The sequence below is a fragment of the Pseudomonas sp. FG43 genome (assembly GCF_057809175.1).
The window spans coordinates 290,772-303,254 of the sequence record NZ_JBMDJL010000001.1 but is presented as its reverse complement, the minus strand read 5'-3'; the positions used below and the strand labels follow the sequence as shown (position 1 = coordinate 303,254).

The 12,483-nt window shown below is 55.9% G+C and carries 9 protein-coding genes and 6 tRNA genes; 10 read left to right on the top strand and 5 right to left on the bottom strand.

Annotated elements, in window-relative coordinates:
- Nucleotides 1–3 precede the first annotated feature (3 nt).
- The 4 genes from ACODS3_RS01370 to ACODS3_RS01355 all read right to left on the bottom strand — a co-directional run bounded on the left by ACODS3_RS01370 (nt 4) and on the right by ACODS3_RS01355 (nt 4,375).
- A complete protein-coding gene (locus tag ACODS3_RS01370; protein ID WP_201018735.1) occupies nt 4–1,344 on the bottom strand; it encodes a sigma-54-dependent transcriptional regulator in 1,341 nt (446 codons plus the stop codon).
- 2 nt (nt 1,345–1,346) lie between these two features.
- The gene (locus ACODS3_RS01365) at nt 1,347–2,939 is read right to left on the bottom strand and encodes a sensor histidine kinase (RefSeq protein WP_201018736.1); all 1,593 of its coding nucleotides are present in this window, start codon (nt 2,937–2,939) and stop codon (nt 1,347–1,349) included.
- Nucleotides 2,929–3,168, bottom strand: coding sequence for a PP0621 family protein (locus ACODS3_RS01360; RefSeq protein ID WP_268939647.1), 240 nt, complete (start codon nt 3,166–3,168; stop codon nt 2,929–2,931). Before ACODS3_RS01360 ends, ACODS3_RS01365 begins: the two co-directional genes overlap by 11 nt.
- Nucleotides 3,169–3,352: 184 nt before the next feature.
- The gene (locus tag ACODS3_RS01355; RefSeq protein WP_201006320.1) at nt 3,353–4,375 is read right to left on the bottom strand and encodes an outer membrane protein assembly factor BamD; all 1,023 of its coding nucleotides are present in this window, start codon (nt 4,373–4,375) and stop codon (nt 3,353–3,355) included.
- A gap of 151 nt (nt 4,376–4,526) precedes the next feature.
- On the opposite strand from ACODS3_RS01355, the gene rluD reads away from it, so the two are divergent.
- The 10 genes from rluD (at nt 4,527) to ACODS3_RS01305 (ending at nt 11,025) form a co-directional block, all read left to right on the top strand.
- Nucleotides 4,527–5,489, top strand: a complete 963-nt coding sequence (gene rluD, locus ACODS3_RS01350; RefSeq protein ID WP_201018738.1) for a 23S rRNA pseudouridine(1911/1915/1917) synthase RluD — start codon at nt 4,527–4,529, stop codon at nt 5,487–5,489.
- Nucleotides 5,486–6,214, top strand: a complete 729-nt coding sequence (pgeF, locus tag ACODS3_RS01345) for a peptidoglycan editing factor PgeF (protein WP_489032923.1) — start codon at nt 5,486–5,488, stop codon at nt 6,212–6,214. The genes rluD and pgeF overlap by 4 nt, the downstream gene beginning before the upstream one ends.
- Before the next feature lie 170 nt (nt 6,215–6,384).
- On the top strand, nt 6,385–8,949 hold the full coding sequence (gene clpB / locus ACODS3_RS01340) for an ATP-dependent chaperone ClpB (protein ID WP_201018740.1): 2,565 nt from the start codon (nt 6,385–6,387) through the stop codon (nt 8,947–8,949).
- Between the two features lie 297 nt (nt 8,950–9,246).
- Nucleotides 9,247–9,322: transfer RNA gene (locus ACODS3_RS01335), tRNA-Asn, on the top strand.
- A gap of 29 nt (nt 9,323–9,351) precedes the next feature.
- Nucleotides 9,352–9,428, top strand: a tRNA-Pro gene (locus ACODS3_RS01330).
- Between the two features lie 6 nt (nt 9,429–9,434).
- Nucleotides 9,435–9,510: transfer RNA gene (locus ACODS3_RS01325), tRNA-Lys, on the top strand.
- A 96-nt stretch (nt 9,511–9,606) separates the two neighbouring features.
- A tRNA-Pro gene (locus tag ACODS3_RS01320) sits at nt 9,607–9,683 on the top strand.
- A 6-nt stretch (nt 9,684–9,689) separates the two neighbouring features.
- A tRNA-Lys gene (locus ACODS3_RS01315) sits at nt 9,690–9,765 on the top strand.
- A 96-nt stretch (nt 9,766–9,861) separates the two neighbouring features.
- Nucleotides 9,862–9,938, top strand: a tRNA-Pro gene (locus ACODS3_RS01310).
- A 187-nt stretch (nt 9,939–10,125) separates the two neighbouring features.
- Nucleotides 10,126–11,025 (top strand): DMT family transporter, encoded by a 900-nt coding sequence (locus tag ACODS3_RS01305; RefSeq protein WP_201018741.1) that lies wholly within the window; start codon nt 10,126–10,128, stop codon nt 11,023–11,025.
- A gap of 468 nt (nt 11,026–11,493) precedes the next feature.
- Here the strand turns inward: ACODS3_RS01305 and ACODS3_RS01300 are convergent, their stop codons facing one another.
- Complete coding sequence (locus tag ACODS3_RS01300) at nt 11,494–12,399, bottom strand: DMT family transporter (RefSeq protein ID WP_201018742.1); 906 nt, start codon at nt 12,397–12,399, stop codon at nt 11,494–11,496.
- Between the last annotated feature and the right edge of the window lie 84 nt (nt 12,400–12,483).

Genomic DNA, 12,483 nt, shown 5'->3' with positions numbered 1-12,483 from the left:
CACTTAATCCAACCCCAGCTTCTTCAACCGGTAACGCATAGATCTGAATGACAGGCTCAGGCGCTGTGCTGCCGCGGTCCGGTTCCAGCGGGTTTCTTCCAGGGCCTGCAGGATCAGTTTGCGTTCGATGCTTTCCAGGTAATCTTCCAGATTGTCGATGTCGGCCAGATTGGGGCCGTCGTGCTCCTGGGGTGTGCCGGATTCAGCAAGACGAAGGTCGCTGGCGTGGATCTCATCGTTTTCGCAGAGCGTATAGGCGCGTTCCAGCATGTTCTCAAGCTCGCGAACGTTGCCGGGGAAGCGATAGCTTTTCAGGGTTTCCAGTGCCTGCGGGTGGAGGCGCGCTGCCGCCTGACCGCAGTTGGTGGCCAAGCGTTGCAGAACGCTGCCGACCAGTTGATCGATATCTTCGCGCCGTTCACGCAAGGGCGGTACTCGCAATTCGATGACGTTCAGGCGGTAATACAAATCCTGCCGGAAGCGCCCGGCAGCAACCTCGGCACTCAAGTCTTTGTGGGTGGCACATAGAATGCGCACATCCACCACTTGCTCCTGCTGACCGCCGACGCTGCGTATGGACTTTTCCTGTATGGCACGCAGCAGTTTGACCTGCATGGCCAGCGGCAAGTCAGCCACCTCATCAAGAAACAGCGTGCCATTATTGGCTGTCTGAAACAGGCCCGGCTTGTCTTCATGAGCGCCGGTAAAACTGCCTTTGCGATGGCCGAAGAACTCGCTTTCCATCAATTCTGACGGGATTGCGCCGCAGTTGACCGGCACGAAGGGTTTGTCGATGCGTGGCCCTTGCTCATGGATCAAGCGGGCGACCAGTTCCTTGCCGCTACCCGATTCGCCACTGATATAGATCGGAGCCTGGCTGCGCGCCAGTTTGTCGATTTGCTTGCGAAGGGCGCGCATCGGTGGTGAGTTGCCCAGTAAACGGCTGTCGATGCTGCGTTCCGTTTGAGTGCCGGGGTGCAGTCGCAAGGCGCTGCTGACCAGTTCGCGAAGCCGGGTCAGATCTACCGGCTTGGTCAGAAAGTCGAAGGCACCTGCCTTGAGTGCGTGGATGGCCATATCCAGGCTGCCATGGGCGGTGATCATCGCCACAGGCGTTTGTGGGTAAACCTGCTGAATATGCTGCACCAGTTCCAGGCCATTACCGTCAGGCAAGCGCATGTCGGTCAGGCACATGTCGAAGGGTTCGCGAGCCAGCCAGTTTCTGGCCTCGGTTACATTGCGGGCGCTACGGGTGTCGAGTTTCATCCGGCCGAGCGTGATCTCCAGGAGTTCACGAATGTCCGGCTCATCATCGACTATCAGGATCTTTTGCCGTTGGGTCATGCTCAGCTCAACTTGAACGGGTGAGCGAAAGTGATGCGCAGACAACTACCGCCCTCATGGCGAAGGGTGTAATCCAGATGTGCCTGGTTGCTTTCGCACAGCTCGCGGGAAAGGTAGAGGCCAAGGCCCGTACCTTTGCTTTCTGTGGTGAAAAAGGGCTCGAAGAGTTTGGCCAGATGCTGTTCGGACACGCCAGGCCCGTCATCAAGGACTTCCAGGGTAGGCAAGTCGTTTTCCGGGTTGTGAAACAGCTTCAGCCAGACCTGCGCTGTCTCATGATTCATGCCGCTGTAGCGTAAGCCATTCTGCAGCAAGTTGGTCAGCACCTGATTCAGTTGCTCCGGGTCCATGCGCGTGGTGAGCATGCCCTGGCCTATTTCGGTGTGGACCAACTGGTTGGCAGGCGCAGAGCTGCGAAAGTCTGCTACGAAATTCTCCAGCCAGGCTCTCAGGTCCAGCAGCTCGGGTTCGGTTTCGCGGCGTCTGGACAGTTGCAGGACGTTCTCGATCACTACATTGATGCGTCGCGATTGGTCGTGAATGATCTGCCCGAGCCGCCTATCCGGTCCTGACAGCTCTTCCGACTCATTGAGCAATTGCGCGGCATGGCTGACGGCGCCCAGCGGATTGCGGATCTCATGAGCGATGCCGGCCGTCAGGCGGCCCAGTGCGGCAAGCTTCAACTGCTGGGCCTGATGGGCAACCTGTGAGAGATCTTCCAGAAAAATCAGCGTCTGGCGCTGGTCACCCCGATTGAGTGCGGCGAAGCTCGGTTGCAGGATCGGACCGATGGCGGAGGTCGAGATGCTGCGTGGCGCCATGATCGGATTGATCAGCCATTGCCTGAGGCGATCTACCAGTTGTGGCGAATACTGGTCGATGACCTGACCGACCAGTTGCTCGTGGCCCAGCAGGCTCAATGCACCCTGATTGGCCAGCAGGACCTGTCGTCGCGAGTCGAGCACCAGAATGCCGGTGCGCATGCGTTGCAGGATCAGGGCATTGAGTTCTTCGAGGTTGTCGACATCGGCGGCGCGCTGTTCTGCCAGTACTTCGCTCACCTGCATACGGGCGGTCAGTGCCTGTACCAGCATGGCGGCGGCAAAACACAAGGCGCCCAGTGTGCTGGCCTGCAGATAGTCGTTCGAGGCCAGCGGGCTGATGAAGCTGATGTAGAAGGTCAGGTAAATGATGCCGATGGCAGAGACAGCGGCGATCAGCAGACCGAGGCGACCGCGCAACAGGACATTACTGATGGCGACCGAGGCAATCAGCAGGTTGCCAATGCCGCTGGAAGTACCACCCGCGGCATAGAACAGCCCTGACAGCATCACCGCATCGGTCACTGCCAGGCTGAAGAGCTGGACTTTATGGCTGGGGCGTTCAAGCAGCACCACAACCAGAATGTTGAACACCAGATACAGCCAGCAGCCAGCCCGAAACAGATTCAGGTTGGCCAGTTGCAACAGTTCGGTGTCCAGGTCGCTGGAAATCAACAGCACCAGCACGATGCCGATGGTCAGTCGATACAGGTGATACAGCCGCAGAATCCGTTGCGCTTGGGGGCTGCCGAGTGAAAGCGTCTCAGCGGTCACGAGTCGCTGGGCCTTCTAGCCTGTGCGACTCGCTGCAATACCATTGTTGTTCCTGGCTCAATGCACGATCACGAGGAAGATGAACGCCACAATGGGCGCAACGTACCATGGGCGATGCCGCAGTTTCTGGCGGTTCTTCACGTTTTTTGGGGGCAGGAGGGTTGAGCAGGCGCTTGACGAACCACACCACTGCCGCGATCAACGCGACCCACATAATTATGCGAATCATGACTACCAGCTTAATGATTGAATAGCCCGCAGTGTAGCCAAGGCGCAGGCGGGAATGAAGTAGGAGTGAATTTATTCGCGAAGAGGCCGTCATCGCGGATAAGCGGAGCGCCGCCCGATTCGCTCCCGCAAATGTGTGGCACAAAAAAAGAGGCCCGCAGGCCTCTTTCTTGTGATCACCGGTCTCAGTCGAACAGACCCAGTGTCATGTAGCTGAACCAGGAGCGGCTTTTGTTGCCTTTGGCTTCTTCAGCTTCCTTGGCCTGCTCATCCAGCTCTGCCTGGTTTTCCGGCAGCAATTCTTTCGGGATGGCGTCCTTGGCATCCTGATACTGCTTCTGGATGTCCTGGTTGGCGCGGGTTTCGCCCGGTGGCAAAGGCGCGCTGCCATTGATCAGGCCCAGAGTCGCTTTCGACAGCCACGTGCGGTTGTCGGCTTCGGCCTGGCGAGGCGTGAACTGGCCGTCAGCCAGTTGCGGGTGGTTCGGGTAGTTGGCTTTCAGGACTTCGAGGCTGGTAGCTGCCAGATCGTCGAGGTGCAGGCGCTGATAGGACTCGACCATCACTGCAAGGCCATCACCGACCGAAGGTGTTTCCTGGAAGTTTTCCACAACGTAGCGGCCACGGTTGGCGGCGGCGACATAGGCCTGACGTGTCAGGTAGTAGTCGGCTACGTGAATTTCGTATGCCGCCAGCAGGTTGCGCAGGTAAATCATGCGCTGCTTGGCGTCAGGCGAGTAACGGCTGTTCGGGTAGCGGCTGGTCAGTTGAGCGAACTCGTTGAACGAGTCGCGTGCAGCACCCGGGTCACGTTTGGTCTGGTCCAGTGGCAGGAAGCGCGCCAGCAGGCCGACGTCCTGGTCGAAGGAGGTCAGGCCTTTCATGTAGTACGCATAGTCGACGTTAGGGTGTTGCGGGTGCAGGCGAATGAAGCGTTCGGCAGCGGACTTGGCGGCCTCGGGTTCACTGTTCTTGTAGTTCGAGTAAATCAGTTCAAGCTGTGCCTGATCGGCATAGCGACCGAACGGATAGCGTGATTCCAGAGCCTTGAGCTTCTCGGTGGCGCTGTTGTAGCTGTTGTTGTCCAGGTCGGCCTGCGCCTGCTGGTACAGCTCGACCTCACTGAGGTTCTCGTCGATGACTTCCTTCGACGAACAGGCCGCAGTCAGTGCGAGGATGGCGATCAGCAGCAGGTGTTTCACTTGCATGGCGGCTTGCGTCCCTATAACGGCCTGCTGTCTTGGGCGGGGCCGTCCTGTTATGATGAGCGCCCCGCAAGACCCGCGGGGCAAAAGACGCCGTATTTAACCACAAGCGCGCTGCCGAAACCAAAGGCTAGCCGCGCCTTCTAGTCTGGCCATGTCCGAAAATATAGAACTTCGCGCAGAGGTGCCGTCCGAATTGGGCGGTCAACGCCTCGATCAAGTCGCCGCACAATTATTCGCAGAGCACTCGCGCTCGCGCCTTTCCGCCTGGATCAAGGACGGCCGTCTGACTGTGGACGGCGGTGTCCTGCGCCCGCGTGACATCGTTCACGGTGGCTCTGTCCTGCAACTGATTGCCGAGCAGGAAGCTCAGGGCGAGTGGGTTGCTCAGGATATCGAGCTGGATATCGTCTACGAAGACGACCAGATCCTGGTGATCAACAAACCCGCCGGCCTGGTGGTGCATCCTGCCGCAGGTCATGCCGACGGCACCTTGCTCAATGCCTTGCTGCATCACGTCCCGGACATCATCAACGTGCCGCGCGCCGGTATCGTGCATCGTCTGGACAAGGACACCACGGGCCTGATGGTGGTCGCCAAGACCATTCAGGCCCAGACTCAACTGGTGACGCAACTGCAAAACCGCAGTGTCAGCCGCATCTATGAATGCATCGTCATCGGTGTCGTCACCGCTGGCGGCAAGATCGATGCGCCGATCGGGCGTCATGGTCAGCAGCGTCAGCGCATGGCGGTAATGGAAGGCGGCAAGCAGGCGGTCAGTCATTACCGCGTGCTCGAACGTTTCCGCTCCCACACTCACGTGCGGGTCAAGCTGGAAACCGGTCGCACTCACCAGATCCGCGTACACATGGCGCACATCAACTATCCGTTGGTGGGCGATCCGGCTTATGGCGGTCGTTTCCGTATCCCGCCAGCAGCCAGCCAGACCATGGTCGAGTCGTTGAAGACTTTCCCGCGTCAGGCGCTGCATGCCCGTTTCCTGGAGCTGGATCACCCGGTCTCCGGCCAGCGCATGAGCTGGGAGTCGCCACTGCCTGACGATTTCGTCTGGCTGCTGTCGTTGCTCAAGCAGGACCGCGAGGCATTCATCGGGTGAGTGACTGGCTGATTCCAGACTGGCCTGCGCCTGCGCACGTCAGGTCCTGCATCACCACCCGTTCGGGCGGAGCCAGCCAGGCTCCGTTCGACAGCTTCAATCTGGGCGATCACGTCAGTGACAACCCGCAAGCAGTCGCCAGTAATCGCCAATACCTGTCATCGCAACTGAATGTGCAGCCTGCCTGGTTGCGTCAGGTACACGGTGTTGTTGTGGCGCATGCCGATCCTTCCTCGGTGGCCGAGGCCGATGCAAGCTGGACCGACACGCCCGGCGTGGCTTGCACCATCATGACCGCCGATTGCCTGCCCGCTCTGTTCTGTCGTCGCGATGGCACCCGAGTCGCTGCTGCACATGCCGGCTGGCGTGGCCTTGCGGCAGGTGTGCTTGAGGCGACTGCCAGCAGTTTGCAGGTTGCACCGGAGGAGATCATGGTCTGGCTTGGTCCAGCCATCGGGCAGCTTTCCTTCGAGGTTGGTCCAGAGGTTCGGGAAACCTTCATGGAAACCCATCCTGAAACGGCCGATGCCTTTATCCCAAGCGCCAATGCCGGGCGTTTCATGGCCGATATCTACGCCCTTGCACGTTTACGGCTGGCCGCCTATGGTGTTTTATCAGTCCATGGTGGCGGACTGGATACGTTCACTGACTCACGTTTCTTTTCTTACCGCCGTAGTGCCACCACTGGCCGTTTTGCCTCGCTGATCTGGATAGATCAAGCCTGATTGCAGGCCTCCTGGTGCAGCCCGTTATGGCTGGCTTGCGCGTCGGGCTGATGTGCATCAATCAAGTCGAGCTTGAAACCCGCAGAATCGTCCACATCTAACTGACTATCCAGCAGGTTTTCGTTATAGGTGTGTTCATTGCTCCGGCCTGCTTTGAAGGAAGGTGACTAATGCGTATCGATAGATTGACCAGCAAGTTGCAATTGGCTTTATCAGACTCCCAATCGCTGGCCGTGGGCCTGGATCATCCAGCCATCGAGCCTGCGCACTTGATGCAGGCTTTGCTCGAACAGCAAGGCGGCTCCATCAAGCCTTTATTGCTGCAAGTGGGCTTTGACATCAACAGCCTGCGCAAAGAGTTGAGCAAAGAGCTCGACCATCTGCCGAAAATCCAGAACCCTACCGGCGACGTCAACATGTCCCAGGATCTGGCGCGCCTGCTCAATCAGGCTGATCGTCTGGCGCAACAGAAGGGCGACCAGTTCATTTCCAGCGAGCTGGTGCTGCTTGCCGCCATGGACGAGAACAGCAAGCTGGGCAAGTTGCTGCTCGGTCAGGGCGTGAGCAAGAAGGCGCTTGAGAATGCCATCAATAACCTGCGTGGCGGTGGCGCGGTCAATGACCCCAACGTTGAAGAGTCGCGTCAGGCTCTGGACAAGTACACCGTCGACCTGACCAAGCGCGCCGAAGAGGGCAAGCTTGATCCGGTGATCGGGCGGGACGATGAGATTCGCCGGACCATTCAGGTCCTGCAACGGCGGACCAAGAACAACCCGGTGCTGATCGGCGAACCCGGCGTGGGCAAGACCGCCATCGCCGAAGGTCTGGCGCAGCGCATCATTAATGGCGAGGTTCCGGACGGCCTTAAAGGCAAGCGTCTGCTATCGCTGGACATGGGCGCATTGATTGCCGGTGCCAAATACCGTGGTGAGTTCGAGGAGCGCCTGAAGTCGCTGCTCAATGAGCTGAGTAAACAGGAAGGCCAGATCATCCTGTTCATCGACGAACTGCATACCATGGTCGGTGCCGGTAAAGGTGAAGGCTCTATGGATGCGGGCAATATGCTCAAGCCGGCTCTGGCTCGTGGCGAGCTGCATTGCGTCGGCGCGACCACGCTCAACGAGTATCGCCAATATATAGAGAAGGACGCTGCCCTTGAGCGCCGCTTCCAGAAAGTGCTGGTGGAAGAACCTAGCGAAGAAGACACCATCGCCATCCTGCGTGGTTTGAAAGAGCGCTACGAGGTTCACCATAAAGTCGGTATTACCGACGGTGCGATTATTGCGGCCGCCAAACTGAGCCATCGCTACATCACGGATCGCCAGTTGCCGGACAAGGCCATCGACCTGATCGACGAAGCGGCCAGCCGCATTCGCATGGAAATCGATTCCAAACCAGAAGTGCTCGACCGTCTTGAGCGTCGTCTGATCCAGTTGAAGGTCGAATCTCAGGCCCTCAAGAAGGAAAAGGACGAGGCGGCAATCAAGCGTCTGGAAAAGCTGCAGCTCGATATCGAGCGTATGGAACGTGAGTACGCCGATCTTGAAGAGGTCTGGGCTTCGGAAAAGGCTGAAGTGACCGGTTCGGCGCAGATCCAGCAGAAAATCGAGCAGTCGCGCCAGGAGCTGGAAGCGGCCCGTCGTCGCGGTGATCTGAACCGCATGGCTGAATTGCAGTACGGCATCATCCCGGACCTGGAGCGCAGCCTGCAGATGGTCGATCAGCACGGCAAGCCGGAAAACCAGTTGCTGCGCAGCCGGGTGACCGAGGAGGAGATTGCTGAAGTCGTCTCCAAGTGGACAGGCATTCCAGTGTCGAAAATGCTCGAAGGCGAGCGTGAGAAGCTGCTGAAAATGGAAAGCCTGCTGCACAAGCGTGTGATAGGCCAGAGTGAAGCCGTAGTGGCTGTGGCCAGCGCCGTGCGTCGTTCCCGTGCCGGGTTGTCCGATCCTAATCGCCCGAGCGGCTCCTTCATGTTCCTGGGCCCGACTGGTGTCGGTAAGACTGAGCTGTGCAAGGCGCTGGCTGAGTTTCTGTTCGATACCGAAGAGGCCATGGTACGGATCGATATGTCCGAGTTCATGGAGAAACACTCCGTCGCTCGCCTGATCGGTGCGCCACCGGGCTATGTCGGTTATGAAGAGGGCGGTTATCTGACCGAGGCTGTTCGTCGCAAGCCTTATTCGGTGATCCTGCTCGATGAGGTCGAGAAGGCGCACGCAGACGTTTTCAACATTCTGCTGCAAGTGCTGGAGGATGGGCGCCTGACGGATAGCCATGGTCGCACGGTGGATTTCCGCAATACCGTGATTGTCATGACCTCCAACCTCGGGTCTGCACAGATCCAGGAGCTGGTAGGTGATCGTGAAGCGCAGCGTGCTGCGGTGATGGATGCAGTCAGTACACATTTCCGGCCGGAGTTCATCAACCGGATCGACGAAGTGGTGATCTTCGAGCCGTTGGCGCGGGATCAGATCGCGGGCATTACCGAGATTCAGCTGGGACGTCTGCGCAGCCGTCTTGCAGAGCGCGAGCTTTCCCTGACATTGAGCCCGGAAGCCCTCGACAAGCTGATCGCCATTGGTTACGACCCGGTGTATGGCGCACGGCCTCTCAAGCGTGCGATACAGCGCTGGATCGAAAACCCGTTGGCCCAGTTGATCCTGTCGGGCAGCTTTGTGCCAGGCTCCAGCATCACTGGCAAGGTGGTGGATGGCGAGATCGTTTTTGGCTGATCGCTTCTTTATATAGCTGAACGGAAGGGCTCTCCTGGTGAGGGCCCTTTTTTATAGGGGCGGCTGGCGGTGCAGGAATCGGGTTTGCAGGGAGTGCGCAGGCGATCTGAAAAAAAATCGCAAATCATTGTCTTAAAAGCAATTTAGAGGGTTGACAGGTGTTTTTGAAAATGTAGAATAGCGCGCCTCAGAGACGTGAACGCAACGTTGCAAACGAAGCGAAAAGGTCGAAGAGGTTGAATTAACGAGTTAACAGCGAGTTGATTCAATGCAGTAAGTTGAATCTGAAATTGAAGTTCCGCGATAGCTCAGTTGGTAGAGCAAGTGACTGTTAATCACTGGGTCCCTGGTTCGAGTCCAGGTCGTGGAGCCAGATTTCACCAGATTCAAGGTTGTTTCAGTCGGGGTATAGCGCAGTCCGGTAGCGCGCCTGCTTTGGGAGCAGGATGTCAGGAGTTCGAATCCCCTTACCCCGACCATAATTTGGGTCGTTAGCTCAGTTGGTAGAGCAGTTGGCTTTTAACCAATTGGTCGTAGGTTCGAATCCCACACGACCCACCATTTTTGGTTTCAAAGTCATATTTGAAGCCGAATCTTAAAGATCTGATGCCATTAGCATCAGATCGCAGGCAGCTTGTTGAGGTGTCTTGATTTCAACGGGGTATAGCGCAGTCCGGTAGCGCGCCTGCTTTGGGAGCAGGATGTCAGGAGTTCGAATCCCCTTACCCCGACCATAATTTGGGTCGTTAGCTCAGTTGGTAGAGCAGTTGGCTTTTAACCAATTGGTCGTAGGTTCGAATCCCACACGACCCACCATTTTTGGTTTCAAAGTCATATTTGAAGCCGAATCTTAAAGATCTGATGCCATTAGCATCAGATCGCAGGCAGCTTGTTGAGGTGTCTTGATTTCAACGGGGTATAGCGCAGTCCGGTAGCGCGCCTGCTTTGGGAGCAGGATGTCAGGAGTTCGAATCCCCTTACCCCGACCATATATCAGCACAACAGCAGAGAGTAAAATCGCTGCTTTTGATGCGACTGAAAATGCCTGGTTCCAGCATGACTGCTGAAACCGGGCATTTTTCTTTTGTGCGCTATAAAATCCAGCGCATTGTGCAAGGAAGCATGCCGCCGTTTCATCGATGACGCGGCTTCTCCATTTCCAGGTAAGGAATGTCCATGAGTGCCAGCTTATTTAAACGCCCAGAGTTTTATGCCCTGATTGCCGCGATTCTGAACGGTACTATCGGAGCCTTGACCCGTGTGGGCTTTGCAAACGGTTCAACGTCCAATCAGATTGCGTTCTGGAAGTGTTTCGGAGCCTTTCTTGTCATTGCCCTCTATTGCGCTATCACTCAGGAGCGCAGGCGCGAAACTCTGGCACTGGCCAGCAAGTGGCCTCAATTCGCTGTGCTCGCCTTCCTGGGAATATTCTGCCTCTACTTTTTCGAGACCTGGGCCTTTCAGGAAGCGTCCATCCCGTTGGTGGCATTTCTGCTTTATGCCGCTGGAGGCATGACCATCATCCTGTCTGCCTTGTTCCTCGGTGAGCGAATCGGGTTCAACAAAGTCGTCGCTTTTGCAGCCATCCTCGCGGGCGTCTACCTGATTCTGAGCTACGAAGGAGAGATCAGCGGCAGCTACCTTGGGGTCACTCTCGCGCTGCTGGCCGGGTTGGGTTATGCCTTGTTCATCTTCACTTCCAAACTGATGAACATGGGGAGTGGATTGCCACAACTGGCCTGGCTCTTTGGTTTCGGCAGTCTTTATCTGTCGGTGCCTTTGCTCAGAGAGGGCTTTGTATTCCCAAGCGGTATTTCGCTACTGGCAATCGCGGCCTTGGTATTGCTGCCCACTATTGGGGGCTTCTATTTCACGACCAAAGCTGTGCATCAGGGAGAGGCGAGCAAGGTCCAGATCATCGAAACCAGTGATCCTCTTTTTGCCACCTTGTTTGCATTTTCCTTCTTTGGCGAGTCTCTGGGGTTTGCCGGGACCATTGGTGCGCTGTGTATTATGGCCGGTTTGATCTTCGCCATGAAAAAGAACACACCTCCTGCTGTGCTCACCGCACAATAAACAGTTTCGCGAATGAATTCGCTCCTACACGGCGGTCATGCTGCGTTTAAAACGGCGTAGGAGCGAATTCATTCGCGAAGAGTTCGGTCCCGGATAAAAACTATCCGAAGTGCTCTTATAAAAAGAAGTTATAAGGTTATTTGTGTGGAAAATAAACTCTGAAAAATCACACGTCAGTGTAATGTTTCTTTACAGAACCACGTGTCAGTCGAAGTATATTCCAGGCTGGAATAAACATGTTGAAAAATGGTAGTTGCCAAATATTAGCCCGTGATTATTATCTACTCTAAATTTTCACAAGAAATAAACCACTCCTGACGACACAATCAAATGGAGTTAAAACTCACCATTTTCAATGGAGGTCCAAAAGATCTGGAGTTTCTCACGGGGCCACAAGTCTGGGTGAGGGTTGCGATAATTCCTCAGCGGTTTCGCTGAGGAATTATCGGCAAACAGAAGTGATTAGAGCTATTGGGTAACAGGGGGAGCAATTTTTACCCTGCAAAACCAGACGCCCAGTAATGAAAGGATAAACCCGGCAATCTGTATCGGCACGAGCTTATCTCCAAAAAAGGCCCAAGCCTCTAATGCCGCCAAAGGCGGAGCGAGTAGTAACAGGGATGTTGTCTTGGTCATGTCCCCGTTTCTGATCAGCCAGACCAGGGACAGCGTTCCCAATCCTGATAAGACCAATACGGCCCAGGCAAGAGAAAATATAAAGTTTGCATTGACGATCAGGTGTGACTCGTCAAGGAGCAGGATAAATATCAGTGCAGCAACCGATGAAAACAGGTTCTGTATGGCCATGGAGGGCAGAAGTTCAGACTTTCCAAGTGAAGTCTTTTGCAGGATGGTGCCAAACGTTATCGAGAAAACGGAAAGTATGGCAATCAGCAAGACTGAAAACGAGTAATCAATGTGGCTGCCTGTTTGAAATGACGGGGAAAGGACAAGGGTTACGCCGGAAAGTCCAATGAAGATGCCCAGCGCTTGAAGGGGCGCGATTCTTCCCTTCAGAAAGGCTATCGAAATCACGACCGTCAGCAGCGGTTGCAGGGCACCCAGCAGAGCCATCAGGGCGGCGGGCAATCCTTTTGAAATGGCCCAGTAGCTTCCGCCCAGATAAAGACCGTTAATGAGCAGGCCCGCGAATATGTGCTTGTGCCACTCATTAAGTGGAGGCCATATTTTTTTCAGCAAGGCCGCTGCGAAAGTGAACAGTAAAAAGGAAAGAAAAAAACGACTGGCAAGAAAGATGTTGGGAGACGCGGAGCCAACGATCATTCTTCCAACGATAAAGCCGGTGGACCACAGCACAACGAACAGGCAGGAAATAAGCAGGACGGCATTATTGTGAAACCTGGCTTTTAACATGTTCTTCCCTGAAGACATAAAGTGATAAAGGATTTTGAGTTTGGTTTTCGGGATTGTCAATGGTGTAGGAGGGGTGAAGCATAT

Bases quoted from the DNA above. Each gene is read 5' to 3' on its own strand.
- ACODS3_RS01370 (WP_201018735.1), bottom strand. From the start codon at position 1,344: ATGACCCAACGGCAAAAGATCCTGATAGTCGATGATGAGCCGGACATT.
- ACODS3_RS01360 (WP_268939647.1), bottom strand. From the start codon at position 3,168: ATGATTCGCATAATTATGTGGGTCGCGTTGATCGCGGCAGTGGTGTGG.
- ACODS3_RS01355 (WP_201006320.1), bottom strand. From the start codon at position 4,375: ATGCAAGTGAAACACCTGCTGCTGATCGCCATCCTCGCACTGACTGCG.
- rluD (WP_201018738.1), top strand. From the start codon at position 4,527: ATGTCCGAAAATATAGAACTTCGCGCAGAGGTGCCGTCCGAATTGGGC.
- clpB (WP_201018740.1), top strand. From the start codon at position 6,385: ATGCGTATCGATAGATTGACCAGCAAGTTGCAATTGGCTTTATCAGAC.
- ACODS3_RS01305 (WP_201018741.1), top strand. From the start codon at position 10,126: ATGAGTGCCAGCTTATTTAAACGCCCAGAGTTTTATGCCCTGATTGCC.
- ACODS3_RS01300 (WP_201018742.1), bottom strand. From the start codon at position 12,399: ATGTTAAAAGCCAGGTTTCACAATAATGCCGTCCTGCTTATTTCCTGC.